Origin of the sequence: Pseudomonas lalkuanensis, from assembly GCF_008807375.1 — a bacterium.
Taxonomy (GTDB): Bacteria; Pseudomonadota; Gammaproteobacteria; order Pseudomonadales; family Pseudomonadaceae; genus Metapseudomonas; species Metapseudomonas lalkuanensis.
In genome coordinates, this window is the sequence record NZ_CP043311.1 from 934,383 (window position 1) to 960,305 (window position 25,923).

General features: G+C 64.9%; 20 protein-coding genes. 14 read left to right on the plus strand and 6 right to left on the minus strand.

The window, feature by feature from the left end:
• Nucleotides 1-180: 180 nt before the first annotated feature.
• The 4 genes from FXN65_RS28385 to FXN65_RS04520 all read left to right on the plus strand — a co-directional run bounded on the left by FXN65_RS28385 (nucleotide 181) and on the right by FXN65_RS04520 (nucleotide 4,516).
• The gene (locus FXN65_RS28385) at nucleotides 181-2,184 is read left to right on the plus strand and encodes an aminotransferase class I/II-fold pyridoxal phosphate-dependent enzyme (RefSeq protein ID WP_151131902.1); all 2,004 of its coding nucleotides are present in this window, start codon (nucleotides 181-183) and stop codon (nucleotides 2,182-2,184) included.
• Nucleotides 2,185-2,250: 66 nt separating this feature from the next.
• On the plus strand, nucleotides 2,251-3,036 hold the full coding sequence (locus FXN65_RS04510) for a transporter substrate-binding domain-containing protein (RefSeq protein WP_151131903.1): 786 nt from the start codon (nucleotides 2,251-2,253) through the stop codon (nucleotides 3,034-3,036).
• Between the two features lie 60 nt (nucleotides 3,037-3,096).
• On the plus strand, nucleotides 3,097-3,807 hold the full coding sequence (locus FXN65_RS04515) for an ABC transporter permease (protein WP_151131904.1): 711 nt from the start codon (nucleotides 3,097-3,099) through the stop codon (nucleotides 3,805-3,807).
• Nucleotides 3,808-3,820: 13 nt separating this feature from the next.
• A complete protein-coding gene (locus FXN65_RS04520) occupies nucleotides 3,821-4,516 on the plus strand; it encodes an ABC transporter permease (protein ID WP_151131905.1) in 696 nt (231 codons plus the stop codon).
• A 106-nt stretch (nucleotides 4,517-4,622) separates the two neighbouring features.
• Here FXN65_RS04520 and FXN65_RS04525 read toward each other — a convergent pair whose 3' ends face one another.
• A complete protein-coding gene (locus FXN65_RS04525) occupies nucleotides 4,623-5,246 on the minus strand; it encodes a TetR family transcriptional regulator C-terminal domain-containing protein (RefSeq protein WP_151131906.1) in 624 nt (207 codons plus the stop codon).
• Nucleotides 5,247-5,344: 98 nt separating this feature from the next.
• Here FXN65_RS04525 and FXN65_RS04530 point away from each other — a divergent pair, with 98 nt between their 5' ends.
• Entirely contained in the window at nucleotides 5,345-6,358 is a 1,014-nt protein-coding gene (locus FXN65_RS04530) for a M14 family metallopeptidase (RefSeq protein WP_151131907.1), read from the plus strand.
• Nucleotides 6,359-6,479: 121 nt separating this feature from the next.
• On the opposite strand, the gene FXN65_RS04535 is transcribed toward FXN65_RS04530, so the two are convergent.
• Nucleotides 6,480-8,063 carry a peptide chain release factor 3 gene (locus FXN65_RS04535; RefSeq protein ID WP_151131908.1) on the minus strand — a complete coding sequence of 528 codons (1,584 nt, stop codon included), beginning with the start codon at nucleotides 8,061-8,063 and terminating at the stop codon, nucleotides 6,480-6,482.
• A 576-nt stretch (nucleotides 8,064-8,639) separates the two neighbouring features.
• Between FXN65_RS04535 and FXN65_RS04540 the strand changes: the two genes are divergently transcribed.
• The 8 genes from FXN65_RS04540 (at nucleotide 8,640) to FXN65_RS04575 (ending at nucleotide 21,373) form a co-directional block, all read left to right on the plus strand.
• Entirely contained in the window at nucleotides 8,640-9,803 is a 1,164-nt protein-coding gene (locus FXN65_RS04540) for a type III PLP-dependent enzyme (protein ID WP_151131909.1), read from the plus strand.
• A 204-nt stretch (nucleotides 9,804-10,007) separates the two neighbouring features.
• The gene (locus tag FXN65_RS04545; protein WP_244620711.1) at nucleotides 10,008-12,221 is read left to right on the plus strand and encodes a TonB-dependent receptor; all 2,214 of its coding nucleotides are present in this window, start codon (nucleotides 10,008-10,010) and stop codon (nucleotides 12,219-12,221) included.
• A 145-nt stretch (nucleotides 12,222-12,366) separates the two neighbouring features.
• Nucleotides 12,367-13,470 (plus strand): alpha-hydroxy acid oxidase, encoded by a 1,104-nt coding sequence (locus FXN65_RS04550; protein WP_151138661.1) that lies wholly within the window; start codon nucleotides 12,367-12,369, stop codon nucleotides 13,468-13,470.
• Between the two features lie 355 nt (nucleotides 13,471-13,825).
• Nucleotides 13,826-16,033 (plus strand): TonB-dependent receptor, encoded by a 2,208-nt coding sequence (locus FXN65_RS04555; protein ID WP_151131910.1) that lies wholly within the window; start codon nucleotides 13,826-13,828, stop codon nucleotides 16,031-16,033.
• 183 nt (nucleotides 16,034-16,216) lie between these two features.
• Nucleotides 16,217-18,787 carry a PepSY domain-containing protein gene (locus FXN65_RS04560; protein WP_178119418.1) on the plus strand — a complete coding sequence of 857 codons (2,571 nt, stop codon included), beginning with the start codon at nucleotides 16,217-16,219 and terminating at the stop codon, nucleotides 18,785-18,787.
• A gap of 248 nt (nucleotides 18,788-19,035) precedes the next feature.
• Nucleotides 19,036-19,782 carry a 5-oxoprolinase subunit PxpA gene (locus tag FXN65_RS04565; RefSeq protein ID WP_151131912.1) on the plus strand — a complete coding sequence of 249 codons (747 nt, stop codon included), beginning with the start codon at nucleotides 19,036-19,038 and terminating at the stop codon, nucleotides 19,780-19,782.
• Complete coding sequence (gene pxpB / locus FXN65_RS04570; RefSeq protein ID WP_151131913.1) at nucleotides 19,779-20,456, plus strand: 5-oxoprolinase subunit PxpB; 678 nt, start codon at nucleotides 19,779-19,781, stop codon at nucleotides 20,454-20,456. Before FXN65_RS04565 ends, pxpB begins: the two co-directional genes overlap by 4 nt.
• Nucleotides 20,453-21,373 carry a 5-oxoprolinase subunit C family protein gene (locus tag FXN65_RS04575; RefSeq protein ID WP_151131914.1) on the plus strand — a complete coding sequence of 307 codons (921 nt, stop codon included), beginning with the start codon at nucleotides 20,453-20,455 and terminating at the stop codon, nucleotides 21,371-21,373. Before pxpB ends, FXN65_RS04575 begins: the two co-directional genes overlap by 4 nt.
• Before the next feature lie 124 nt (nucleotides 21,374-21,497).
• On the opposite strand, the gene FXN65_RS04580 is transcribed toward FXN65_RS04575, so the two are convergent.
• Complete coding sequence (locus FXN65_RS04580) at nucleotides 21,498-21,980, minus strand: Lrp/AsnC family transcriptional regulator (RefSeq protein WP_151131915.1); 483 nt, start codon at nucleotides 21,978-21,980, stop codon at nucleotides 21,498-21,500.
• Nucleotides 21,981-22,114: 134 nt separating this feature from the next.
• On the opposite strand from FXN65_RS04580, the gene FXN65_RS04585 reads away from it, so the two are divergent.
• Nucleotides 22,115-22,732 (plus strand): LysE family translocator, encoded by a 618-nt coding sequence (locus FXN65_RS04585; RefSeq protein ID WP_151131916.1) that lies wholly within the window; start codon nucleotides 22,115-22,117, stop codon nucleotides 22,730-22,732.
• A gap of 70 nt (nucleotides 22,733-22,802) precedes the next feature.
• Here the strand turns inward: FXN65_RS04585 and FXN65_RS04590 are convergent, their stop codons facing one another.
• From FXN65_RS04590 to FXN65_RS04600, 3 genes are all read right to left on the minus strand, one after another.
• On the minus strand, nucleotides 22,803-23,774 hold the full coding sequence (locus FXN65_RS04590; RefSeq protein WP_151131917.1) for a peptide ABC transporter ATP-binding protein: 972 nt from the start codon (nucleotides 23,772-23,774) through the stop codon (nucleotides 22,803-22,805).
• Nucleotides 23,771-24,745, minus strand: a complete 975-nt coding sequence (locus FXN65_RS04595; protein WP_151131918.1) for an ABC transporter ATP-binding protein — start codon at nucleotides 24,743-24,745, stop codon at nucleotides 23,771-23,773. Before FXN65_RS04595 ends, FXN65_RS04590 begins: the two co-directional genes overlap by 4 nt.
• Nucleotides 24,746-24,886: 141 nt before the next feature.
• On the minus strand, nucleotides 24,887-25,798 hold the full coding sequence (locus FXN65_RS04600) for an ABC transporter permease subunit (RefSeq protein WP_151131919.1): 912 nt from the start codon (nucleotides 25,796-25,798) through the stop codon (nucleotides 24,887-24,889).
• Between the last annotated feature and the right edge of the window lie 125 nt (nucleotides 25,799-25,923).

Sequence of the window (25,923 nt, forward strand, 5' to 3'; positions counted from 1 at the left end):
CGCATCGGGCGCGTATTTTCTGGTGCGCCCGCTCTGTCTCGGGGCGTTGCGCGCGGTCGCCAAAGCAAGGCGAAAAAAGTTATTGAACACTCGTTCATGCTTGGCTATGGTTGGGCCACTCGCCGGTTCGCAGATGCAGCCACGTGAACCGGATTCCACCATTTGCAATGGGGCCCGAACATGCGTTTCGCTTCGCTTGTGGAGAGAATGGCAGGGCCAGGCACAGCAGCCTGGGATATTCACTACGCGGCCATCGCCGCCCAGCGTGCGGGTGAGGACGTGATAGTCCTCAGCATCGGCGACCCGGATTTCGCCACCCCCGAACCCATCACCAACGCCGCCATCGAAGCCCTTCGCGCCGGTGACACCCACTACTGCGATGTCGCCGGCCGCCCCGAGCTGCGCCAGGCCATTGCCGAGCTGCATGGCCGCCTCACCGGCCAGGCCGTGTCGGCGGACAGTGCCATTCTCGTGGCGGGGGCACAGAACGGCCTCTATGCGGCCGCCATGTGCCTGCTTGAAGCAGGCGATGAAGTCATCGTCTTCGATCCGGTCTACGTCACCTACGAAGCCACGCTGAAGGCGACCGGCGCCAATCTGGTGCGGGTGCCTTGCCCTGCGGCGGGTGGATTCCGTCCCGACCTCGAGGCGCTGAAGGGCGCCATCAGCGAGCGTACCCGCGCCATCTTCTTCGCCAACCCGAACAACCCGACCGGCGTGGTGCTGAGCACGGAAGAGATGCAGGCCATTGCCGAACTGGCCCGGCAACACGACTTATGGGTGGTGGTGGACGAGGTTTACGAGAGCCTCACCTTCGAGCAGCCGCACCAATACTTCGCCACCCTGGATGGCATGCGCGAACGCACCGTGAGTATCGGCAGCCTGTCCAAGTCCCACGCCATGACCGGCTGGCGTACCGGCTGGGTCGTCGCCAGCCCGACGCTGGTGGCGCACATCGAGAACCTCGCGCTCAACATGCTCTACGGGCTCCCCGGTTTCGTGCAGGAAGCCGCACTGGCCGCCGTGCTCGCCTACGACCTGGTGACTGCCGAGATGCGCGAGCTTTACCGGCGCCGCCGCGACCTGGTGGTGGATGCGCTACAGAACTGCGCCCCGCTCAAGGTCCTCAAGCCCGAGGCGGGCATGTTCGTCCTGCTGGACGTGCGGGGCAGCGGCCTGAGCTCCCTGGAGTTCGCCTGGCAGCTGTTCCGCGAAACCGGTGTCGCGGTCCTCGATGCCGCCGCCTTCGGTCCTGCCGCCAGTGGTTTCGTGCGGATCTCCTACAGCCTGGGCGAGGAGCAACTGGCGGATGCCTGCGCACGCATCCGCCGCTTCGCTTCCACCCTGAAGCCGGCCCCGGTCATCGAGGTCATCACCACCGCTGCGGCTGGCTCCAGTGCGGCCGCAGCGGAACCGCCGAAGATGGTGGAGGTGGATTCCATCCACAAACGCTTCGGCCAGTTCGAAGTGCTCAAGGGCGTTTCGCTGACCGCTCGGGAGGGTGGGGTCGTTTCCCTGATCGGCGCCAGCGGCTCGGGCAAGAGCACCCTGCTGCGCTGCATCAACATGCTGGAAATTCCCAACCAGGGCTCGGTGAAGGTCGACGGGGAGAGCATCCGCCTCACCACCAACCGCATCGGCGAACCCATAGTGGCCGACCAGAAGCAACTGACCCGCATCCGCTCGCGGCTCGGCATGGTGTTCCAGAGCTTCAACCTCTGGCCCCACCGCACCGTGCTGGAGAACCTGATCGAAGCGCCAATCCAGGTCCTGCGCGAAACCCGCGCTGAAGCCATCGATCGTGCCGAGGCCCTGCTGGAACGGGTTGGCCTGGCCGCCAAGCGCCACGAATACCCGTCATTCCTCTCCGGTGGCCAGCAGCAGCGGGTGGCCATTGCCCGTGCACTTGCCGTGGAGCCGAAGGTGATGCTGTTCGACGAGCCCACCTCGGCGCTCGATCCTGAACTGGTCGGCGAGGTGCTGCGGGTGATCCGGTCCCTGGCCGAAGAGGGCCGCACCATGATCCTGGTCACCCACGAAATGGCCTTCGCCCGCGACGTTTCCAGTCATGTCGCCTTCCTTCATCAGGGGCGGATCGAAGAAGAAGGACCGCCCCAGGAGGTCTTTCTGCGGCCGCGCAGCGAGCGCTGCCGGCAGTTCGTCACCGCGCACCATAATCGCTGACTCCGGCCGCCGGTGCGGCCAGTTACTCAAGCTCTAACCACAACAACATCAAGCAGGGCGGAAACCATGAAGAAGTCTCAACTGGCACGTTGGATGGCAGGTGCGGTAATGCTCATGGCCGGCGCGGCAGGCGCCCAGGCCGAGACCCTGAAGTTCGCGATGGCGGCCGAACCCTACCCGCCATTTTCCAGCAAGCAGCCGGACGGCCAGTGGGCGGGCTTCGAGCCTGACTTGATCCGCGCCCTCTGTGCGCAGATGAAGGCGGATTGCGAGATCGACGAGGTAGCCTGGGACGGCCTGATTCCCGCACTGATGGCGAAGAAGGTCGATGTGATCTTCAACTCCATGTCCGTCACCGAGGAGCGCGAAAAGCAGATCGCCTTCAGCCGCGCCTACTACGACACCCCGGTCGCAGTGGCCGCACCCGCGGCGCTGGATTTCGCCATCACCCCGGAAGGGCTCAAGGGCAAGGCGATCGGCGTGCAGCTCTCCACCGTGAGTTCCAACTACCTGAAGAAGTACTACGAAGGCATCGCCGACGTGCGCTACTACGACACCCAGGATTCGGTGAACGCCGACCTGGTGGCGGGGCGCATCGACCTGATGATGGCTGACGGCATCGCCGTGAGCGCGTTCGTCAAATCCCCCGACGCCCAGGCCGCCGGCATCGAGAACAAGGGCATGGTCCCCTATGACCCTCTGTTCGGCCGTGGCGTGGGGGCCGGCCTGCGCAAAGAAGACACCGCCCTCAAGGCCAAACTCGACGAGGCCATCGGCAAGCTGCTGGCCAGCGAGGACTACAAGACCATCTCTGCCAAGTACTTCGACGTCAGCGTCGCGCCGAAGCAGTGACCTCCGGAGCCATCCCGGCCCGGTCGGGATGGCGCATTTCCGCCTCGATGAGGGCCTGCAATGCAGTCTTACTTTGAACTGGTCGGCTTCGGTGCCCAGGGCTGGGGACCGGCGCTGCTGAAGGGGTTGTGGGTAACCCTGCAAATTTCCGTCGGCGCCTTCCTGGTCGGCATGCTGATCGGCCTGGCCGTCGCCATGGGCAAGCTCAGTGGCCCGCGCCCCGTAGCGCAGCTGATGCGTGGCTACACGACCCTGTGCCGGGCGGTGCCCGAGCTGTTGCTGATCCTCTTGCTCTACTACGTCGGTTCGATGGGGCTGAACCAGCTGTTCGCCTGGCTCGGCCACGGCGACGTCAAGCTCAACGGCACAGTGGTAGCGATCGCGGTACTCGGGCTGGTACAGGGCGCCTACGCCTCGGAAATCTTCCGTGGCGCCATCCAGGCCATCCCCCATGGCCAGATCGAAGCGGCACGCGCATTCGGCATGAACGGCTTCAGCCTGTTCCGGCGTGTGACCCTGCCGATCATGGCGCCCAACGCGCTGGCGGGCATGGCCAACCTCTGGGTCAACCTGATCAAGGACAGCGCCCTGATCAGCGTGGTGGGCACCAACGAATTGCTCTTCACCGCCAAACAGGCGGCCGGCTCCACGCGCGCCTACCTGACTTTCTATCTCACCGCGGCGGCGTTCTATTACCTGCTGACGGTGCTCTCCAACCTGTTGTCTGGCTGGCTCGAGCGGCGCTTCCGTCGCTGGGCTCCGTCGGTGTGAGTGAGGGCAGGCAATGACCCCTACCTGGATCTTCGACTACGGCAAGTTGCTCCTCAACGGCCTGGGCACCACCTTGCTCATCCTCGTCATTTCCGCTGTGCTGGGCTTCGCCCTGGCACTGCTTGTCGCCCTGGCGCGGATGTCACGCAACCCGCTGCTGGCGGGGACGAGCCTCGCCTACACCAGTGTGATTCGCGGCACTCCGCTGCTGGTGCAGATCTACATCTTCTACTACGGCCTGGGCAGCCTGTTCGCCCAGTTCCCGCTGATCCGCGGCAGCTTCCTCTGGCCCTACCTGCGCGATGGATTCTGGTACATCGTCATCGCCCTGGTGCTCTCGGTGGGGGCCTATGTGGGAGAGGTGATTCGCGGAGGCATGAAGTCGGTGCCCAGGGGCGAACTGGAGGCCGCCGCCGCCTTTGGTATGCGCCAGCGCCTGGTGCTATGCCGGGTCTGGCTGCCCAGGGCGATCCGCCTGCTGCTGCCAACGCTGGCCGGTGAATCGGTGATGCTGCTCAAGTCCACAGCGTTGGCGTCGACCGTGGCGGTGGTGGACCTGCTGGGCGCCGCCAACGTGGTGCGTGCCCAGACTTTCCAGATCTACCAGCCGTTGCTGCTGGTGGCGGGCATCTACATCTGCCTGACCTTCATGATCGAGACAGGCTTCGGCCTGGCGGAGCGACGAAGCATGTTTCGCCGGGCGAACTGACGCGACATGGGGGCGGCATGTTGTAGGAGCGAATTCATTCGCGAATCGCCTCGCAGAGGCGACTGGAATGGCAGGCCTCGCGAATGAATTCGCTCCCACAGATTCTTCAGGCGTAAGCGCCGCGCCGCAGGCTATCGACCCAGCGGCGGCTGATTTCCAGTCCTTCCTCGGCGCTGAAGTTGGCGGGGTTCAGGCACCATTCCAGCCACAGTCCGTCGAGCATGGCCGACAGGCCGATGGCCGCCAGGCGCGGCTTGGCGATGGAGAAGCCTTCTTCCCTGGCCAGTTCGGAGAGCAGTTGCTCCAGCAGTACGAGGGAGCCGCCGTAGGTGCGTTCGTGGGCTTCGTTCACCTGCGGGGAGTGGCGGATCAGGCTCCAGAACACCACCCAGGGGCTGAGCAGGTCGGGGTCGAGGGTGACCGGCGAGAAGTAGCCGGTCAGAAAGGCTTCGAGGCGTGCCTCAGGCGCCGGTCCCGCCGCGTCGATGCGCGCCACCAGTGCCTGGTTGACCTCGCTGGCGAGGGTCTCGTAGGCCTGCGCGACCAGGGCGTCGATACTGCCGAAGTAGTGATTGATCAGCCCCACGGCAACATTGGCTTCCTTGGCGATGCGGCGCACCGAAATGCCGGCATGTCCCTCGGCGACCAGGCAGCGCAGGGCAGCGCGAACCAGGTGCTCGCGGCGTTCGTCGGGGTTGGTGCGGGGCTGTCTTTCGCGGGGCGTATCCACAGGGCGATTTCCTTCGCTCGATGGGCCGGGATAGTACCGCCTGGCTCGATGACACACCAACCGTCCGGAGCGGTCCGGCGACCATGAGGAGACAGGACATGATCGAAGACATATCGCTCTGCGTGCCAGGGGATTCCGGCGCCATGCTGCGGGTGCCAGCCTGGCGACTGGACAGTGGCAGGCCGGGCCCCAGGGTTCACCTGCAGGCGGGTGTCCACGCCGACGAGATCGCCGGCATGCTGGTGCTGCACAAGTTGCTGCCGCGACTGATCGACGCCGCCGAGAAGGGCCTGTTGCGCGGCTGCGTGACGCTGGTACCCCAGGCCAATCCGCTGGGTATCGGCCAGTTCCGCCAGGGGCGCATCCTCGGGCGGCTGCATGAGCCCAGTGGCAGGAATTTCAACCGTGGTTTCCCGGAGTCGCTCGCGCAGGACAGGCCGGTCGGCAACCTGGCGGCCTGGCAGAAGGCATTGGCCGTGCTCGCGGCGGACGCCGACATCGTCCTCGACCTGCACACGGACGAGCAGGCGCTGCAATACGTCTACCTGCATCAGTGCTTCTGGCCCGCCGGCCAGGACCTGGCGGCGGCACTCGGGGCCGAAGTGGCAATCATCTGGGAGGGCGACAGCGATGGCGCCTTCGAAGAAGTGGTGATTGCGCCCTGGCTCGCGGAAGGGCGCTTCGAAGGGCGACTGGTTTCCACCGTCGAGCTGCGCGGCCAAGGGGACGTGAGCGATGCCCTGGCACAGCAGGACGCCGACGGGATCTATCGTTTTCTCTGCGTCCGCGGACTGATCGCCGAGCCGGCCCGGTTGCCGTCATGGCAGGGGAGGGCGGTGCCCATCGGGCATATGGAAACGGTCTTCGCGCCCGCAACCGGGGTGCTGGTGTTCGAGCGCGAACTGGGTGACCAGGTCCAGGCGGGAGAGTGTTTCGCGCGCATCGTCGCCGTGCCCGGCGACCCTTCCAGCGAGCATCGGCTGGTGGCGCCACAGAGCGGGCTGATGGTTACGCGCCATGGCGACCGGCTGATCCAGGCGGGGGCGATCGCCGCCAAGTTCACCGGCTCCGAAGCATCGAGCACCTGGACCTCGGGCGCGCTCGATCCGTGACGCTCATACCGCAGGAGCCAGCTTGCTGGCGAAGCGGATGGTCCGGTTCGCGAGCAAGCTCGCTCCTACAGGGGCACGCGAGGCTCGGATGTAGGAGCCAGCTGGCTGGCGAATGACGAGGTCAGTGGTGCTCGCGAGTGGCGCGGAACTTCACATCCGGCCAGCGCTCTTCCATCAGGTTGAGGTTGACGCGGGTCGGAGCCAGGTAGGTGAGATGGCCGCCGCCGTCCACGGCGAGGTTCTCGAACGCCTTGTCCTTGAACTCCTTGAGCTTCTTCTCATCCTTGCACTCGATCCAGCGCGCCGACCAGACGTTGATCGCCTCGTAGGCGCACTCCACCTTGTATTCCTCCTTCAGGCGGCTGGCGACCACGTCAAACTGCAGCACGCCCACGGCGCCGAGGATGATGTCGTTGTTGCGCTCGGGGAAGAACACCTGGGTGGCGCCTTCCTCGGCCAGTTCCTGCAGGCCCTGGCGCAGCTGCTTGGACTTCAGCGGGTCCTTCAGGCGCACGCGGCGGAAGAGTTCCGGGGCGAAGTGCGGGATGCCGGTGAAGCCCAGCGCCTCGCCTTCGGTGAAGGTGTCGCCGATCTGGATCGTGCCGTGGTTGTGCAGGCCGATGATGTCGCCGGCATAGGCTTCTTCCAGCTGCTCACGCTCGGAGGAGAAGAAGGTGAGAGCGTCGGCGATCTTCACGTCCTTGCCCAGGCGCACGTGGCGCATCTTCATGCCCTTCTCGTACTTGCCCGAGCAGATGCGCATGAAGGCGATACGGTCGCGGTGTTTCGGGTCCATGTTCGCCTGGATCTTGAACACGAAGCCGGAGAACTTCTCCTCGGTGGGCTCCACGCTGCGCTCATGGGTGGCGCGCGACAGCGGCTTCGGCGCCCAGTCGACGATGCAGTCGAGCACCTGGTCGACACCGAAGTTGCCCAGCGCGGTACCGAAGAACACCGGGGTCATCTCGCCCTTGAGGAATGCTTCCTTGTCGAACTCGTGGCAAGCGCCCTGCACCAGTTCCAGTTCCTCGATGAAGCGCTCGTAGAGGTCGCCCAGGTGGGCGCGGGCCTCGTCGGAGTCGAGCTTGTCGATCACCTTCATCTCGGTTCGTTCGTGACCGTGGCCGGGGGTGTAGACGATGACCTTGTCCTGAGCCAGGTGGTACACGCCCTTGAAGTCCTTGTAGCAGCCGATCGGCCAGGTGATGGGCGCCGCCTTGATCTTCAGCACCGCTTCGATTTCATCGAGCAGTTCGATGGGGTCGCGGATGTCGCGGTCCAGTTTGTTGATGAAGCTGACGATGGGCGTGTCGCGCAGGCGGCAGACTTCCATCAGGGCGATGGTGCGCGGCTCCACACCCTTGCCGCCGTCCAGGACCATCAGCGCCGAGTCCACCGCGGTCAGGGTACGGTAGGTGTCTTCGGAGAAGTCTTCGTGGCCGGGGGTGTCGAGCAGGTTGATCATGTGCTCGCGGTAGGGGAACTGCATCACCGAGGTGGTGATGGAGATGCCGCGCTGTTTTTCCATCTCCATCCAGTCGGAGGTGGCGTGACGGTCGGATTTACGCGACTTCACGGTACCGGCCACGGCGATGGCCTTGCCCATCAGCAGCAGCTTCTCGGTGATGGTGGTCTTACCGGCGTCGGGGTGGGAAATGATGGCGAAGGTGCGGCGTTTCGCGACTTCGGCGGCCTGGATGGTCATGGGTACGTGCCTGGCTGGAAATGTGACGGGCAGCGGACGGCCCGGAAAAACGCGAGATTATAACGGGAAATGGACGGTCGATCAGCGCCGCCGGGCATGTCGGCCTTCGCAGGCGCGGTGTCGCCCATGGACCACCCGTTGATCGTTTTGTGGGAGCGAATTGATTCGCGTATGAATTCGCTCCCACACGGGGATGGCTCCACCCGGTTCCGGCCCCCTGTCATCACCCTGAAACCCGCGTCTGTGCAGCATTCCATGACGTTTTGTTGAGTATTTGAAACATTCAACTGGTGATGCGACAAAGGGATGCGAGAAAGCGGCAATTTTTGATTGATCTGCGGTTCCTGTGGTCCTAAAGTTCGCGCCCGAACGTCCATGCTGGCAACGATCCATCCGGCTCAAGTACTGACGACGAGAGGTTTGAGGTCATAGACGACTGAAAATCCTCGGCGACATGCCTTGGGAAGTAGGCGAACCAAAGTGGGGAAACTGATCAGACGTTCAGGCCTGTTGTCCAACGCAACTCTGGGCCACCCCTAACAACTTTTGTTTGTTTTGCCATATGGAGTCCCTCGCATGTCGATCAAGGTCGAAGATTATTTCTCGCCCGCAACTTTCCAGCGCATGAAGGCATTCGCCGACAAGCAAGAAACCCCGTTCGTAGTGATCGACAAGCAGACCATCGCCGATTCCTACGACCAACTGGTGAGCTGCTTCCCCTTCGCCAAGGTCTATTACGCGGTGAAGGCCAACCCCGCCACCGAGATCACCGAGCTGCTGCGCGACAAGGGCTCGAACTTCGACATCGCCTCCATCTATGAGCTGGACAAGGTGATGAAGACCGGCGTTGGCCCGGAGCGCATCAGCTACGGCAACACCATCAAGAAAGCCCGTGACATCCGCTACTTCTACGAGAAGGGCGTGCGCCTGTTCGCCACCGACTCCGAAGCCGACCTGCGCAACATCGCCAAGGCCGCTCCGGGGGCCAAGGTCTACGTGCGCATCCTCACCGAAGGTTCCACCTCGGCCGACTGGCCGCTGTCGCGCAAGTTCGGTTGCAACCCGGACATGGCCCTGGACCTGCTGATCCTCGCCAAGCAACTGGGCCTGGTGCCTTACGGCGTGTCCTTCCACGTGGGCTCGCAACAGCGCGACATCGACGTGTGGGACGCCGCCATCGCCAAGGTCAAGGTGATCTTCGAGCGCCTGAAGGAAGAGGACGGCATCACCCTGCAGATGATCAACATGGGCGGCGGCTTCCCGGCCAACTACATCCAGCGCACCAACAGCCTGGAAACCTATGCCGAGGAAATCATCCGTTTCCTCAAGGAAGACTTCGGCGACGAACTGCCGGAAATCATCCTGGAGCCGGGCCGTTCCCTGATCGCCAATGCCGGCATCCTGGTGTCCGAAGTGGTACTGGTGGCGCGCAAGTCGCGCACCGCCGTTGAGCGCTGGATCTACACCGACGTGGGCAAGTTCTCCGGCCTGATCGAAACCATGGACGAAGCGATCAAGTTCCCGATCTGGGTCGAGAAGAAGGGCGAGGTGGAAGAAGTGGTGATCGCCGGCCCGACCTGCGACAGCGCGGACATCATGTACGAGAACTACAAGTACGGCCTGCCGCTGAACCTGGCTGCCGAAGACCGCCTCTACTGGCTGTCCACCGGCGCCTACACCACCAGCTACAGCGCGGTGGAATTCAACGGCTTCCCGCCGCTGAAGGCCTTCTACCTGTAAGCCACCTGGTGTTACCGACAAGGCCCGCCTTCATGGCGGGCCTTGTTTTTGGGGATGGGACGGGCCCGCAATGGGACGATTTTCCCGCGCGGATGTAAGGTTCTTCCGCGACTTGCAAGGACATTTCCCAAGCTGCGTCGGACAGCTATTAGTGAGAAGCATTACTAAATAGAGTCGCCTCCCAATTCAATCGGGAGACCGCTCATGATGCCCCTGCCTGCCCTTTTCCAGCTCTCTTCACGTCACCTGCTCTCCGGTGCAGTCGGCCTTGCCCTTGCAGGGCTTGGCGGACAGGCCCTGGCCGATGCCAGGGGCGGCGCCCTGCAGCTCGACAACGTGGAGATCGACGGCAAGCGCCACAAGACGTACAAGGCGGAACGCTCGGCTTCGGCCAAATACGCACAGCCGCTGCTGGACACACCACAAACCATCACCGTGGTGCCCCAGGAGGTGATCCAGGACCAGAAGGCCTTGAGCTTGCGCGAGGTGTTGTCCAACGTTTCCGGTATCACCTTCAATGCCGGCGAGGGCGGCGCCGGTTCCGGCGACAGCATCAACATCCGTGGCTTCTCCGCCAGCGCGAACATGCAGATCGACGGGCTGCGCGACAGTGCGCAGAACAACCGCACCGATACTTTCAACATCGAGCAGGTGGAGGTCATCAAGGGCCCGAACTCGGTCTTTGGTGGCGCCGGCACCACTGGCGGCGCGGTCAACCAGATCAGCAAGCAGCCGCTGGCGGACAGCTTCACCCGCCTCGGCGTCGGGCTCGGCACCGACAGCTACCAGCGGCTGACCCTGGACACCAACCAGCCCCTGGAGGGTGTCGGCACCAACAGTGCCTGGCGCCTGAACCTGATGGCCCATGAAAACGATGTGCCCGACCGCAAGCACATCGACCGCCAGCGTTGGGGGATTGCGCCTTCCCTGGCCCTGGGACTCGGCGAGGACACGCGCCTGACCCTGAGCTACTTCCACCAGCGCGATGACAACCAGCCTGACTACGGTGTGCCCACCTCCAACGGCAAGCGCGTGCCCGGTGTCAGCCGCGATACCTATTTCGGCTGGCGCAACCTCGACAAGGAAGAGATCCGGAGCGACGCGCTGACGCTCAAGCTGGAACACCAGTTCGACGAGGACCTGTCCTTGCAGAGCCTCACCCGCTATAGCGAAATCCAGCGCGACACGGTGATTTCCGCTGCCCATGTAAACGTCAGGGGACTGCCTCCGGGCAAGTACCGCCCCGCAGGGCCCCAGGCCTACGGTCGCGACGTCACCAGCCGGATGTGGATCAACCAGACCAGCCTTGCTGCCGACTTCGACACCCTCGGGTTCGGGCACAACTTCATCGGGGGCGTGGAGCTGTCCCGCGAGACCTATGACCGTGATGTCCACGACTACGGCCTCGAGTTTCCGGTTGGCGGTTTCGACCTGGCCAGTCCGCCCGGCTACTGGCGTGGGCCAACGAACAAGGCTGCTTCCGCCAAGGTCGAGACACGCCTCTTCGACCGTGCGCTCTATGCCTTCGACACCATCGCCCTGCATCGAATGTGGGACCTGAACCTGGGCCTGCGCTATGACTGGGTGGACGGCGATGCCGACAACTGGAAGCTGGGGGCTGGCAAATGGACGCGTACCCACCTGAGTTCGAGCGACGAGCGCCTGAGCAGTCGCGCCGGGCTGGTGTTCAAGCCGGTCGATCAGGGCCGTATCTATCTCGCCTATGGCAACTCCTTCAACCCCTCCGCGGAAAACCTCGCCACATCCGGTGCAGGGCTGAGCACCGCCACCGAGAAGCTTGGGCCGGAAAAGAACCGGACCTGGGAGCTGGGTAGCAAATGGGAGCTGCTGGAGCGGCGGCTGGGCCTGGATGCGGCGATCTTCCGGGTCGAGAAACGCAATGCCCGGCAGGAAATGACGGACGGCTCCACCGTCCTGGCGGGCGAGCAACGGGTACAGGGCGTCGAGCTGGCGGCGACCGGCCGTCTCACCGAACAGTGGAACCTCTTCGCCAACTTCACCTACCTGGACAGTGAAATCCGTAGCGCTGGCGACACCCCGAAAGGGCTCGCCAGCGAAGGCCAGGCGCTGGCCAATACGCCACCGCGGTCCTTCAACCTGTGGACGACCTACGACCTGCCCGGCAATCTCCGGATCGGTTACGGCGTCCGCTATGTCAGCGAGCGCAACCTCACCGCGTCCAATGACCGGATCAAACTGGACGACTACTGGCTGCACAACGCCATGCTGGGTTACAAGGCCACCGACAACCTCGACCTGCAACTCAACATCAACAACCTGTTCGACAAGGACTACGTGGAGCGCGTGCGTACCCAGCTCGGGACCCGGACTCGCTCTTCGGCCGTGGAGTACGGCGACGCCCGCGCGGCCATCCTGTCCGCCACACTGTCCTTCTGAGTCGGACCTCCCGCCGCCGCGCCATGCGGCGCGGCACTCCATTCCCAGGTATCCCCGGACCTTTGCGGCCAAGTAAGATGGGCGCCAATTCCGCTTGAGAACGCTTATCAGCCGCTTCCCTGGCCCCTACCTGATCGGTCTCGCCATGACGCCTCTTGCCAAGCTCCCGCAGATACCCGCCGAAATCGCCGCCGTCGCCGATTACGAAGCCTTCGCCCGCGAACGCATGACACCTTCTGCCTGGGCCTACCTCAACGGTGGGGCCGCGGATGAGTTGACCCTGGCGGAAAACCTCGCCGCCTTCCGCCGCATGCGCCTGCTCAACCGGGTCCTGGAGGACCTGCAGGGCGGCCATACGCGACTCCAGCTTTGCGGGCTCGATCTCGACTACCCGATCCTTCTCGCCCCCGTGGCCTTCCAGAAACTGGCCCACCCGGAAGGCGAGCTGGCCAGCGTCCTGGGTGCTTCGGCGATGGGCGCGGCCATGGTGGTCAGCACCCAGGCCAGCGTCAGTCTCGAAGACATCGCCCAGGCGGCGCATGCGCCGCTCTGGTTCCAGCTCTACATCCAGCCGGATCGCGCCTTCACCCGCGAGCTGGTGCGACGTGCCGAAGCCGCCGGCTATCGCGCCCTGGTGGTGACGGTGGACGCACCGGTCAACGGCCTGCGCAATCGCGAGCAACGCGCCGCCTTCGCCCTGCCCGAGGGCATCGAGGCGGTCAATCTGAGGGCGATGCGCAGCCTGCCACCCAGCGTCGCCCGTGCGGGCGCCAGCCCGCTCTTCGGCAGCCCGCTGCTGGACCATGCGCCAACCTGGAAAGACCTGGAGTGGCTGCAATCGCTCACGCGGCTGCCGGTGCTGGTCAAGGGCGTGATGAACCCACGGGACGCGGTGCGCGCGGTGGAGCAGGGCGTGGCCGGTATCGTGGTTTCCAACCACGGTGGGCGCACCCTGGACGGCATGCCGGCGACGCTTGATGTGCTTCCGGCCATCGCCAGTGTGGTGCAGGGCAGGGTGCCGATCCTGCTGGATGGCGGCATTCGCCGGGGTACCGATGTGTTCAAGGCCCTCGCGCTGGGGGCGAGCGCGGTGATGATCGGGCGGCCGTACGTTCATGGGCTAGCTACCGCTGGGGCTTCCGGTGTCGCCCATGTGCTTCACCTGCTGCGCACCGAATTGGAGGTGGCCATGGCGCTTACCGGCTGCGCCAGAGTGACCGATATCGACGCTTCGCTCATTTGGCGTTGAGCTTCCGCACATTTCATTGCGGTAGGCGACAAGCCTGGGAAATCAATGAGATCGGGGCTATCGGCTTGGTCGATTGTTATCCTCGCGTCCGTTCCTTCTAGTCGCCAGGTCGAAAATGTGACCTTTCAGTCACTGTTTTGTGGCGAAAGCCGTGTGCGCCGAATGTTTCTATTTTTCCCGACTTATTGCAGCGGATGGCGTCATGATCGAGGCGATTGGCGGAGAGCAGGCGGATCTTGTGAGGTCATGCGGCTTCTCGAGAAATGTAAATTTTATGTAAAGTATTTGCATTAATATTTACTGATAAACATTCGCAAATAGAATCGCGCCTCAAATTCGCTGGGGAGTGATTCTCATGATCAAGAAAAACAATCTGCCGCAACGGGCTCTTCTGGCGACTGCCATTGGTCTCGCCACCATCTCGACCGCCGGCCTGGCCTTGGCCGCCGAGCAGAGCAAGGCTCTTGAACTCGGCAACGTGAATGTCGACGGCAAGGCGGCCAAGAAGACCTACAAGGTCGAGCAATCCTCCTCGGTGAAATACACCGCTCCGCTGCTGGACACCCCGCAGACCATCACCGTGGTGCCCAAGGAAGTGATTCAGGAGCAGCAGGCCCTGAGCCTGCGCCAGGTGCTGTCCAACGTATCCGGCATTACCTTCAACGCCGGCGAAGGCGGCGGTGGCTCGGGTGACAGCATCAACATCCGTGGTTTCTCCGCGAACAACAACATCCAGATCGACGGCCTGCGCGACAGCGCCCAGACCAGCCGTACCGATACGTTCAACATCGAGCAGGTCGAGGTCATCAAGGGCCCGAACTCGGTGTTCGGCGGTGCCGGCACCACTGGCGGCAGTATCAATATCATCAGCAAGCAGCCCATGGACCGCGCCTTCACCACTCTGGGTGGCGGCCTCGGCACCGACAACTACCATCGTCTGACCCTGGATTCCAACCAGCCGCTGGAGGGCGTGGGCACCAATAGCGCATTCCGTGTGAATGTGATGGCCCACGAGAACGACGTGCCCGGCCGCGACGAAATCGATCGCGAGCGCTGGGGTGTCGCTCCCTCCCTGCGCCTGGGCTTCAACGACTCCACTCGCCTGACCCTCAGCGCCTTCCATCAGACCGACGACAACCTGCCGGACTACGGCGTGCCGGCCCGTGATGGCAAGAAGCTCGGCGGGGTCAGCCGCGAGGACTACTTCGGCTGGGAAAACCTGGACAAGGATGAGATCGAGCAGAACGCCTTCACTGCGAACCTTGAGCACGATTTCAACGACAACCTGCGCCTGCAGAACTTGACCCGTTACAGCCGCATCGACCGCGACACCATTGTCTCGGCGTCTCATGTGAACATCCAGGGCGTTCCGCCGGGCCGCTACCGCCCCGCAGGTCCGCAGGCTTCCGGCCGCGACACCACCACCGAGATGTGGATCAACCAGACCAACCTGCGCGCCAGCTTCGACACTTTCGGGCTGGGCCATGAGCTGGTCACCGGCATGGAAATCTCCCGTGAGGACTTCGACCTCAAGAGCTACAACCACGGTCTGGGCAACGCCCTGTACCCGTCGAATGGCTTCGACCTGTCGAACCCGCCCGGACACTGGGACGGCCCGGTAAACAAGGCCACCACCGGATTCACCGAGAATCAGCTGGACGACAAGGCGCTGTATGTCTTCGACACCATCGCCCTGAACGAGCAGTGGGACTTCAACGCCGGCCTGCGTTACGACTGGTTCAAGGGCCACAGCGATACCTTCGATGCGACCCACCGACAGACCGGCGACTTCACTTCCAAGGACGAGAAGCTCAGCAGCCGTGCTGGCCTGGTCTACAAACCGGTGGAAAACGGTCGCTTCTATGTGGCTTGGGGCAACTCCTTCAACCCCACCGCCGAAAGCATCGCCTCCAACGGTGGCGGCCTGACCGCAGCGACCGAGAACCTGGACCCGGAAAAGAACGAGACCTGGGAGCTGGGCACCAAGTGGGAGCTGCTGGACGGCCGCCTGGCAGTGGACGGTGCGCTGTTCCGGGTGGAGAAAACCAATGCACGTGAAACCATGGCCGATGGTTCGACCCAACTGGCCGGCAAGCAGCGTGTCGAGGGCGTGGAGTTGGGTCTGACCGGCCACATCACCGAGCAGTGGGACGTGTTCGCCAACTACACCTTCCAGTCCAGCGAGACCCTCGAGGCTGCCGACACTGCTGCCGGTATCGCTCGTGAAGGCCAGGCGCTCGGCAACACCCCGCCGCGCTCCTTCAACCTGTGGACCACATATGAACTGCCGGAAGGCTGGACCCTGGGCTACGGCGCGCGTTACGTGAGCGAACGTAACGTCAGCTCCAGCACCACCGCCAAGCTGGACGCTTACTGGCTGCACAACGCAATGGTCGGCTACAAGGTCAACAAGAACCTGGACCTGCAGCTGAACGTGAACAACCTGTTCGACAAGGATTACGTGGAGCGTGTGCGTCAGCAGAACGGTACCGACGCGCGTTCTTCCGCCATCGAATACGGCGATGCCCGTTCGGCGATCCTGACCGCCAGCTACACGTTCTGACGACCGAGCCGCGGGCCCTGACTGGCGCAGGGCCCGCACTGCGGTAAATAAAAGGTAAAAGCTTCGATTCCTGGTTTAATGCATCCCGTTCTCAAATAAAATCGCTTCCCGGTCAGGCATGGGGCCGACCGAGAAACAGCGATTCGACGCGTCGCCAGGCGCGTATCCGAGGGAAATCACGTGTTGAAGAAGACCCTGTTCCAGCTGCACTGGCTGTTCGGTATCAGTGCCGGGCTGGTACTGGCCCTGATGGGCATCACCGGGGCGGCCTACAGCTTCCAGGAGGAGATCCTCCGCCTGCTCAATGCCGAGACCTTGCGGGTCGAGGTGCGCGAGGGTGGCGTGCTGCCGCCGGCCGAGCTGGTGAGCAAGATCGAGGCGGCCGAAGGCAAGAAGGTGTCCGGCCTCTGGGTCGAAACCAACAACGACCATGCTGCCCGCGTTTTCTTCATGCCGCCGCCGGGCGAGCGTCGCGGCCCCATGCGCTACTTCGACCCCTACACCGGCGAATTGCTGGGCGATCCGGTGGGCCAGCAGTTCTTCGGCCTGATGCTGCAACTGCACCGCTACCTCGCCATGGGCGAGTTCGGCAAGCAGATCACCGCCGCCTGTACCCTGATCCTGATCTTCTTCTGTCTCTCCGGACTGTACCTGCGCTGGCCGCGCAAGGCCGGCAGCTTGCGCGCCTGGCTGACCCTCGACTGGTCGCGCAAGGGCCGCAGCTTCAACTGGGACCTGCATGCCGTCGCCGGCACCTGGTGCCTGGTGTTCTATCTCCTGGCCGCGCTGACCGGACTGTTCTGGTCCTACGAGTGGTACCGCGAAGGCCTCAACCGCCTGCTCTCCGACGCCCCCGCCGGCCAGCAGGGCAAGCAGGGCGAGCGCCGTGGCGACGGTCGCGTTGAGGACCGTGGCCGCCCCGGCAGGCAGGCACCTTCCGGTCCGCCGCTGGTGGTGGACTACGACGCCATCTGGAAGAGCATCCGCGAAACCGCCGGCCCGACCATGAGTGCCTACAACCTGCGCCTGCCTCCGGTGGGTGGCCGGCCGGCCCAGGTGTTCTACCTGCTGGAGGACGCCGCGCACCCGCGCGCGCTGAACCAGATCGTCCTCGATCCAGCCACCGGAAAGGTCGCCCGCAGCGACCGCTACACCGACAAGAGCTTCAAGGCGCAGTTGCTGACCAGCATCTATGCGCTGCACGTGGGCGAGTACTTCGGCCTGACGGGGCGCATCCTGATGATGCTGGCGAGCCTGGCCATGCCGTTGTTCTGCATTACCGGCTGGCTGCTCTATCTCGACCGCCGGCGCAAGCAGCGCGCGGCCAGGGCTGCCCGCGGCGGCCTGGCCGAGAGCGGTGGCGAGGGTTCCTGGCTGATAGGCTTCGCCAGCCAGAGCGGACTCGCCGAACAACTAGCCTGGCAGAGCGCCGGCCAGCTCCAGGCGGCCGGCCTGCCGGTGCGCGTTGAACCCCTCGCGTCGCTGGATGGCGGCGCCCTGGCCAAGGCCGGCAACGCACTCTTCGTGGTCAGCACCTTCGGCGACGGTGAGGCTCCGGACAATGCCCGCGGTTTCGAGCGCAAGGTGCTGGGACGGGCCTCCCAGCTCGCCGGCCTGCGCTTTGCCGTGCTGGCCCTGGGTGATCGTCAGTACGAGCATTTCTGCGGTTTCGGCCGCCGCCTGCAGAGCTGGTTGAAAGGGCAGGGCGCGAGCCAGCTGTTCGACCCGGTGGAAGTGGACAACGGCGACAGCGGCGCCCTGCGGCAGTGGCAGCAGCAACTGGCGCAGGTCTCCGGTGGCGCCATGCTGGCCCCCTGGAGCGGTCCGGCTTTCGAGAGCTGGACGCTGGAGGGCCGTGAGCACCTCAACCCCGGTAGCCAGGGCGAATCCTCCTGGCTCCTGCGCCTGCGTGCCCCGGCCGGAAGCCAAGTGGACTGGCAGGCCGGTGATCTGGTGGAAATCCTGCCGAGCCAGGCAGAACCGGTCATCGAGGCCTGGCTGGCAAAGCATCACCTCGACGGCAATGCCCAGGTCGAACTGGACGGCCTGCGCCAATCGCTGCGCCAGGCACTGGCAGGGCGCCTGCTGCCGCGTTCGTTCGAACATCTGGTTGGCCTGCAGCCGCAAGCGCTGGTGCAGGCACTGATCGGCCTGTCGGTGCGCCAGTACTCCATCGCCTCGCTGGCCAGCGACGGCGTGCTGGAGCTGATCGTGCGCCAGGAACAACATGCCGACGGCAGCCTGGGCATCGCGTCCGGCTGGCTGACCCATTACCTGCCGGTCGGTGCCGTCTTGCCCCTGCGCCTGCGTCGCAACAGCCGCTTCCATCTGATCGAAGAAGACCGTCCACTGATCTACATCGGCAACGGTACCGGACTTGCCGGTTTGCGCAGCCTGCTCAAGGCCGCCATCGCCGCTGGCCGCAACCGTAACTGGCTGCTGTTCGGGGAACGCAACCAGGCCCATGACTTCTACTGCCGCGATGAACTGCAGGGCTGGCTGGCCAGGGGCGAACTGCAACGCCTGGACCTTGCCTTCTCCCGCGACCAGGCCGAGAAGATCTACGTGCAGGACCGCCTGCGCGAGGCCGCCGACGAGTTGCGTGCCTGGCTGGACGAGGGCGCGGTGATCTACGTCTGCGGCAGCCTGCAAGGCATGGCTGAAGGCGTCGACCGCACCCTGCGCGACATCCTGGGCGACGAAACGCTGCAGCAATTGAATGACGATGGCCGCTACCGCCGCGACGTGTACTGACGGCACTAGCGCCTGACCGAGTGATCCCCGCTCCTGGGGAATGTTCGCCCCGCCCAGTGCGGGGCGTTTTTTGCTCGGGAGAGTGGCCAGGAGGCGGCGTCACGGTTCGATAACGGCACGGACGGCCCCCTTTCCCACTTGCGGGAGAGGGCCGGGGGGAGAGCAGCGTCAGGCCTGCTCGGCGCCAACCCTTTTCGCGAATGAATTCGCTCCTACAAGAGCGCCGGCTTTTAGCCATAATCCGCTTCATGAACAGACGAATCCTGCTGAACTGCGACATGGGGGAAAGCTTCGGCGCCTGGCGCATGGGCGACGACGAACACGCCATGCCGCTGGTGGACCAGGCGAACCTCGCCTGCGGCTTCCACGCCGCCGATCCCCTGACCATGCAACGCACCGTCGAGCTGGCGCTGCGCCACAACGTGCGCATCGGCGCCCATCCGGCCTACCCGGATCTTGCTGGTTTCGGCAGGCGTCACATGACCTGCTCGCCGGAAGAGGTTCGCGCCCAGGTGCTCTACCAGATTGGCGCGCTGGAAGCCTTCTGCCGGGTCGTCGGCACCCAGGTGGCCTACGTCAAACCCCACGGAGCCCTGTACAACGACCTGGTGCGCGACGATGCCCTGCTCGCTGCGGTGCTGGATGCCTGCGCCAGCTACCGCAAGGGGCTGCCGTTGATGGTCCTGGCCCTGGCCGACAACAGCCGAGAGCTGCAACTGGCCGATGCCGCCGACGTGCCGCTGATGTTCGAGGCCTTCGCCGATCGCGCCTACCTTTCCGATGGCCAGCTTGCGCCCCGGCGCCTGGCCGGTGCGGTGCACCACGACCCCGAGCGCATCCTCGACCAGGCCGTGGCCATCGCCGCCGGCGAACCCTTCCCGGACATCGATGGCAAGCCGCTGCGGCTTACCGCCGACAGCCTCTGCGTGCATGGCGACAACCCCGAATCCCTGGCCGTGCTGCGCCGTCTGCGAGGCAAGCTGGACGCCCTATGATTCGCCTCGAACCCGCCGGCGCCGAAGCCCTGCTGCTGGTACTGGCCGACGAGCCGGATGCCCGCTTGCCCGAACGCATCGCCGTGCTGGCCGAAAACCTGCGCCAGCATTCGGGCCACCTGCTGCTCGACCTGGTGCCCGGCTGGACCACCTTGCTGCTGCACTACGACATCACCCTCACCGACCATCAGGCCCTGACGCTGCACATCGAGCCGTTGCTGGAAGCCTGGCTGGCGGAAGGCGCTGCGGCCGATGCTGGCCGTTTGCATGAAATTCCCATCTGGTACTGCGGCGAGGACCTGGCCTGGGTGGCCGAGTCCTGCGGCCTGTCGGTCGGTGATCTGGTGGACATCCACAGCGGTGCCGAATACCGGGTCGGCGCCATCGGTTTCTCCCCCGGTTTCGCCTACCTCGGTGGGCTCGACCCGCGCCTGGCCCTGCCACGACGCAGCAGCCCGCGCATGCGTGTGCCGGCGGGCAGCCTGGCCATCGCCGAGCGGCAGACGGCCATTTATCCACAGGCATCCCCTGGGGGCTGGCATCTGCTCGGGCTGTGCCCCTGGCGACTCTTCGACGCCCACCGTGAGCCGCCGTGTCTGCTGGGGCTGGGCGACCGCGTACGCTTCTTTGCCATCGACGAAGCCCGCTACCGCGCCGAAGGAGGCGAGGCATGAGCGGCCTGCGGGTGATCAAGCCCGGCCCGCTTAGTCTTCTTCAGGACGCCGGCCGTTTCGGTTGGCAGCACCTCGGTGTATCGCCTGCCGGCCCCATGGACCCGCAGGCGGCGGCCTGGGCCAACCGCTTGCTGGGGAATCCCTGCAGCAGCGCGGTGCTGGAAATCGCCCTGGGGGGCGTTGAGCTGGAGGCCGAGGAAGCGCTCTGGGTGGCGTTCACCGGTGCCGACATGCCGCTGAATGTCGATGGCGAACTTCGTCTCAACTGGTCGCGCTTTCATCTCGAGGCCGGGCAGCGCTTGCAGATCGGCTTCGCCCGCAGTGGACAGCGCGGCTACCTGGCGCTGGTCGGCGGGATACAGGCCGAGCCTGTGCTGGGCAGCGTCGCCTGCCAGTTGCGCGAGGGCCTGGGCGGGCTGGATGGTGAGGGGACGCGCTTGGCCGAGGACGACCTGCTCGCCGGCGGCGACGGCGATTTCCCCCGGGGCGCCAGCGTGCCCTGGCCCTGGCAGCCGGACTACAGGGCAGCGCAATCGCTGAGGGTGATGCTCGGCGGCGACGCGGCCAGTTTTGACGAGGCGCAGGCACGGGCGTTCTTCGAACGGCCCTGGCAGATCAGCCCGCAGTCCGACCGCATGGGTGTGCGGCTGGAGGGCGATCCCCTGGTCGCTCCGCAGCGCCAGTGGTCGCAGGGCGTGGTCAGCGGCGCCATCCAGGTGCCGCCGGATGGCCAGCCGATCATCCTCATGGCTGATCGGCAGACCATGGGTGGCTACCCCATCCTTGGCTGGGTCCATCCGCTGGATCTCGGGCGCCTGGCGCAATGCCCGGCGAATCAGAACCTGCGCTTCATCGTCATGAGCCTGGAGGACGCACAGTCCGAGTTGCGGGAGTTCTATCGCTTCTTCGGGCGTTAGGTCTGGAAGCATCCTGTTGTGGGAGCGAACTTATTCGCGATACGTCCCGAAGCGCTGGCCATCTGGAGAGAGGCTGCGATTCAGCCCTTCGCGAATGAATTCGCTCCCACAGAAAAGATACGGATCATTTCGGCAGGTGATTCAGCGGTAGCGGCGAAGGAGCCTTCACCGTCTGGATGGCGAAGTTGCTGCGGATGTCGCTGACGCCGGGGAGCTTGAGCAGGGTTCCGGTGAGGAAGCGCTCGTAGGCGCGCAGGTCCGGCACCACCACTTGCAGCAGGAAATCCGCCTCGCCTGATACCAGGTGCACCGAGATCACTTCCGGCAGGCTGATCACCGCTTCGCGGAACGCGTCCGCCTGTTCCTGGCGATGGCGCTCCACCTTGATCCCCACGAATACCGTCAGGCCCAGCCCGACTTCGTCACGGTCCAGGCTGGCGTGATAGCCACGAATCACCCCAGCCTCTTCCAGCAGCCGCACCCGGCGCAGGCAGGGGGAGGCGGAGAGGCCGATCTCCTCGGCCAGTTGCACGTTGGACAGACGGCCATCGCGCTGCAGGGCCGCGAGAATTCGATGGTCCAGGGCGTCGAGTTTAAGTTTTGGCATAAATGGTCCGTTCTGCTTCGTTAAATTGGCGGGAAATGCCAGGAATCATGGCGAAGTGGGCCGAATACGCAAGCACCTGCCCTGGCCTTCGGCCCTAGAATTTTCTCTCCACAGGCTGTTCCGGAGCGAACGACATGACCGGTTTCCTGATCGCCCTGGCGGTGGTCTACCTGCTGCCCGGGCCCGACATGATCCTCCTGCTGCAAACCGGTGCCCGGCAGGGGCGCGCCATGGCGCTGGCAACCGCACTGGGACTGGCGCTGGCGCGTGGCTGCCACGTGGCGCTGGCCGGTCTCGGCCTGGCGGTGCTGTTCAAGACCGCGCCCTGGACCTTCGATGTCGTGCGCCTGGCTGGCGCCGGCTACCTGCTCTGGCTGGGCCTGAAGCTGTTCCAGGCGGAGACGTCGGTATGGGGGGTGGACGCTGGGCGCCAACCTGCTCGGGCCTACTGGCAGGCATTGCGCCGTGGGTTGCTGACCAACCTGCTGAACCCCAAGGCGCTGGTGTTCTGCTCCGTGCTGCTGCCGCAATTCGTCAGCCCGGACGACGGGCCGCTGGGGCTGCAATTCGCCCTGCTGGGGGCTGTCCTGGTAGCAGTGGGGCTGGCTTTCGACTCGGCCTATGCGCTGATGGGGGCCGGGCTGGGCCGTTGGTTGGGACGTCGGCCGCTGGTGCAACGGGTGCAGCAGTGGCTGTTCGGCGGGGTGCTGGTGGGGTTCGGGGTGAGGCTGGCGGTATTGCGGGATATCTGAGGTGGCGCTAGCTGAAACATTGTGGGAGCGAATTCATTCGCGAATGAATTCGCTCCCACAGAAGTGCTCATCAGCCGTTGATGGTTTCCACGTTGTGGCAGGCCACCTGGCGGGCATCGAGCAGGCGCAGTTCCGGTACTTCCACCTTGCAGCGCTCGGTGGCGTAGGGACAGCGCTTGTGGAAGGCACAGCCGGATGGCGGGTTGAGGGGGTTGGGCAGTTCACCGGTGATCTTGATCTTAGGCTTGCCCGGGTCCGGGTGGATGGCCGGCGTAGCCGAGAGCAGGGCCTTGGTGTAGGGGTGCAGCGGGCGCTCGTAGATCAGTTCGCTGGGGCCCATTTCCACCGGGCGGCCGAGGTACATCACCAGCACATCGTTGGAGACGTGGCGCACCACGGCCAGGTTGTGGGAGATGAACACATAGCCGGTGTTGTAGCGCTCCTGCAGGTCCATGAAGAGGTTGAGCACCTGGGCCTGGATCGACACGTCGAGCGCTGATGTGGGCTCGTCCGCCACCAGCACCTTCGGGTTGAGCATCATGGCGCGGGCCAGGGCGATGCGCTGGCGCTGGCCGCCGGAGAACATGTGCGGATAGCGCTGGTAATGCTCGGGGCGCAGGCCCACCTGCTGCATCATCGCCTGCACCTGTTCGCGGCGCTCAGTACGGGACAGGCCGGTGTTGATCAGCAGCGGTTCGGCCAGCTGGTCGCCCACCTTCTGCCGTGGGTTGAGCGAGGCGTAAGGGTTCTGGAACACCATCTGCACGTCACGGCGCAGTTGCTTGCGCTCGTCCTTGCTGGCGCCCGCCACTTCGCGGCCGGCGATCTGCAGGGAACCGGAGGAGGGTTCCTCGATCAGGGTCAGGGCGCGGGCGAGGGTGGACTTTCCGCAGCCGGACTCGCCGACCACGGCCAGGGTGCGGCCGGCTTCCAGTTCGAAGGACACGCCATTGAGGGCGCGCACCAGAGCCTGGGGCTTGAACAGGCCACGGGAGACTTCGTAGTGGCGGTGCAGGTCTCGGGCGGTCAATACGGCACTCATCGCGCCACCTCGATCAGGTTAAGGGGGTAGAAGCAGCGCACGGCACCATGGGCGTGCGGGTCCAGCGTCGGGCGCTGGGCCACGCAGTTGGACTGGCCGTAGGGGCAGCGCGGCGACAGCAGGCAGCCGTGGGGGCGGTCGTAGCGGCCGGGCACGATGCCGGGCAGCGTCGACAGGCGATGGGCGCCCAGGCTGTGCTCGGGAATCGCCTTGAGCAGGGCTTCGGTATAGGGATGGGTGGGTGCGTCGAACAGGCGCGGCACTTCACCGATTTCCACGGCCTGGCCGGCGTACATCACGCACACGCGGTCGGCGGTTTCGGCGACCACGGCCAGGTCATGGGTGATCAGCACCAGGGCCATGCCCTGGTCGCGCTGCAGGTCCAGCAGCAGGTCCATGATCTGCGCCTGGATGGTCACGTCCAGGGCGGTAGTGGGTTCGTCGGCGATCAGCAGCTTGGGTTCGGCGGCGATGGCCATGGCGATGGCCACGCGTTGGCTCATGCCCCCGGACAACTGGTGCGGATAGGCATCGAGACGGCTGGCGGCACCGGGGATTTCCACCCGTTCCAGCAGCTCCAGGGCGCGCTGGCGGGCGGCCTTGCCCTTCAGGCCCAGGTGCTGGCGCAGGACCTCCTCGATCTGGAAGCCCACGGTGTAGCTGGGGTTGAGCGCGGTCATCGGGTCCTGGAAGACCATTGCCAGGTCCTTGCCGACGATGTGCCGACGCTGCTTGCCCTTGAGCTTGAGCATGTCGTGGCCGTCGAAGCGCAGGCTGTCGGCGGTGATGCGGCCGGGGGCGTCGATCAGGCCCATCAGCGCCATCATGGTCACCGACTTGCCGGAGCCGGACTCGCCAACGATGGCCAGCACTTCGCCCTTGTTCACCGAGATGTCGAGGCCATCCACCACCGGGACGGCGTTGGCGTCGCCGAAGCGCACGCTGAGGTTCTTGATTTCCAGAAGGCTCATACAGCGGTCTCCTGGCAGGGCCGAGCGATTGAAGGCGACGTTGTAGGAGCTAGCTTGCTCGCGAAGGGGGGCAGCAGGTTCGCCAGCAAGCTGGCTCCTACGGGAAGCAGGCGCGGAACGGAAATTCTCATGGCGGGCTCCTCAGACTGCATTCTTGAGTTTCGGGTCCAGCGCATCGCGCAGGCCGTCGCCCATCAGGTTGATCGCCAGCACGCTGAGCAGGATGGTCAGGCCGGGCAGCGAAACCACCCACCAGGCGCGTTCGATGTAGTCGCGCGCGGAGGCCAGCATGGTGCCCCACTCGGGAGTGGGCGGCTGCACGCCGAGACCGAGAAAGCCCAGGGCGGCGGCGTCGAGGATGGCCGAGGAGAAGCTCAGGGTCGCCTGGACGATCAGCGGCGCCATGCAGTTGGGCAGCACGGTGACGAACATCAGGCGCAGCAGACCGGCGCCTGCCAGGCGCGAAGCGGTGACGTAGTCGCGGTTCAGCTCGCCCATCACCGAGGCGCGGGTCAGGCGCACGTAGGAGGGCAGGGAGACGATGGCGATGGCGATCACGGTGTTGATCAGGCCCGGGCCGAGGATGGCGACGATGGCCACGGCCAGCAGCAGGGACGGCAGGGCCAGCATGATGTCCATCAGGCGCATGATCGACGGCCCCAGCAGGCGCGGGAAGAAACCCGCCACCAGGCCGAGGAGGATGCCGGGGATCAGCGACATCACCACCGACGTCAGGCCGATCAGCAGCGACAGGCGGGCGCCGTGGATCAGGCGCGAGAGCACGTCGCGGCCGAGTTCGTCGGTGCCGAGCAGGAACTGCGCCTGGCCGCCTTCCAGCCACACCGGCGGAGTCAGCAGGAAGTCGCGGAACTGCTCGCTCGGGTCATGGGGAGCGACCCAGGGAGCGAAGAGGGCGCAGAAGACGATCAGGATCATGAAGACAAGGCCGCCGACGGCGCCCTTGTTGTGGGCGAAGGCCTTCCAGAATTCTTTGAGCGGCGACGGGTAGAGGACGCTCGGGTCAGTGGCCGGAATGTTGGAAACCGTGTTCATCGGAGACTCCAGAGAATCTGTCCAGGGTCTCGCGAGCTAGAGCGAGACAAGGAAAAAACAGCCGAGGAAGCGGAGTTTGCTTCCTGCAAATGAGCATTCCGAGGCTGGTTTTGACGCGGTATCGC

Bases quoted from the DNA above. Each gene is read 5' to 3' on its own strand.
- FXN65_RS28385 (WP_151131902.1), top strand. From the start codon at position 181: ATGCGTTTCGCTTCGCTTGTGGAGAGAATGGCAGGGCCAGGCACAGCA.
- FXN65_RS04510 (WP_151131903.1), top strand. From the start codon at position 2,251: ATGAAGAAGTCTCAACTGGCACGTTGGATGGCAGGTGCGGTAATGCTC.
- FXN65_RS04515 (WP_151131904.1), top strand. From the start codon at position 3,097: ATGCAGTCTTACTTTGAACTGGTCGGCTTCGGTGCCCAGGGCTGGGGA.
- FXN65_RS04520 (WP_151131905.1), top strand. From the start codon at position 3,821: ATGACCCCTACCTGGATCTTCGACTACGGCAAGTTGCTCCTCAACGGC.
- FXN65_RS04530 (WP_151131907.1), top strand. From the start codon at position 5,345: ATGATCGAAGACATATCGCTCTGCGTGCCAGGGGATTCCGGCGCCATG.
- FXN65_RS04535 (WP_151131908.1), bottom strand. From the start codon at position 8,063: ATGACCATCCAGGCCGCCGAAGTCGCGAAACGCCGCACCTTCGCCATC.
- FXN65_RS04540 (WP_151131909.1), top strand. From the start codon at position 8,640: ATGTCGATCAAGGTCGAAGATTATTTCTCGCCCGCAACTTTCCAGCGC.
- FXN65_RS04545 (WP_244620711.1), top strand. From the start codon at position 10,008: ATGATGCCCCTGCCTGCCCTTTTCCAGCTCTCTTCACGTCACCTGCTC.
- FXN65_RS04550 (WP_151138661.1), top strand. From the start codon at position 12,367: ATGACGCCTCTTGCCAAGCTCCCGCAGATACCCGCCGAAATCGCCGCC.
- FXN65_RS04555 (WP_151131910.1), top strand. From the start codon at position 13,826: ATGATCAAGAAAAACAATCTGCCGCAACGGGCTCTTCTGGCGACTGCC.
- FXN65_RS04565 (WP_151131912.1), top strand. From the start codon at position 19,036: ATGAACAGACGAATCCTGCTGAACTGCGACATGGGGGAAAGCTTCGGC.
- pxpB (WP_151131913.1), top strand. From the start codon at position 19,779: ATGATTCGCCTCGAACCCGCCGGCGCCGAAGCCCTGCTGCTGGTACTG.
- FXN65_RS04575 (WP_151131914.1), top strand. From the start codon at position 20,453: ATGAGCGGCCTGCGGGTGATCAAGCCCGGCCCGCTTAGTCTTCTTCAG.
- FXN65_RS04580 (WP_151131915.1), bottom strand. From the start codon at position 21,980: ATGCCAAAACTTAAACTCGACGCCCTGGACCATCGAATTCTCGCGGCC.
- FXN65_RS04585 (WP_151131916.1), top strand. From the start codon at position 22,115: ATGACCGGTTTCCTGATCGCCCTGGCGGTGGTCTACCTGCTGCCCGGG.
- FXN65_RS04590 (WP_151131917.1), bottom strand. From the start codon at position 23,774: ATGAGTGCCGTATTGACCGCCCGAGACCTGCACCGCCACTACGAAGTC.
- FXN65_RS04595 (WP_151131918.1), bottom strand. From the start codon at position 24,745: ATGAGCCTTCTGGAAATCAAGAACCTCAGCGTGCGCTTCGGCGACGCC.
- FXN65_RS04600 (WP_151131919.1), bottom strand. From the start codon at position 25,798: ATGAACACGGTTTCCAACATTCCGGCCACTGACCCGAGCGTCCTCTAC.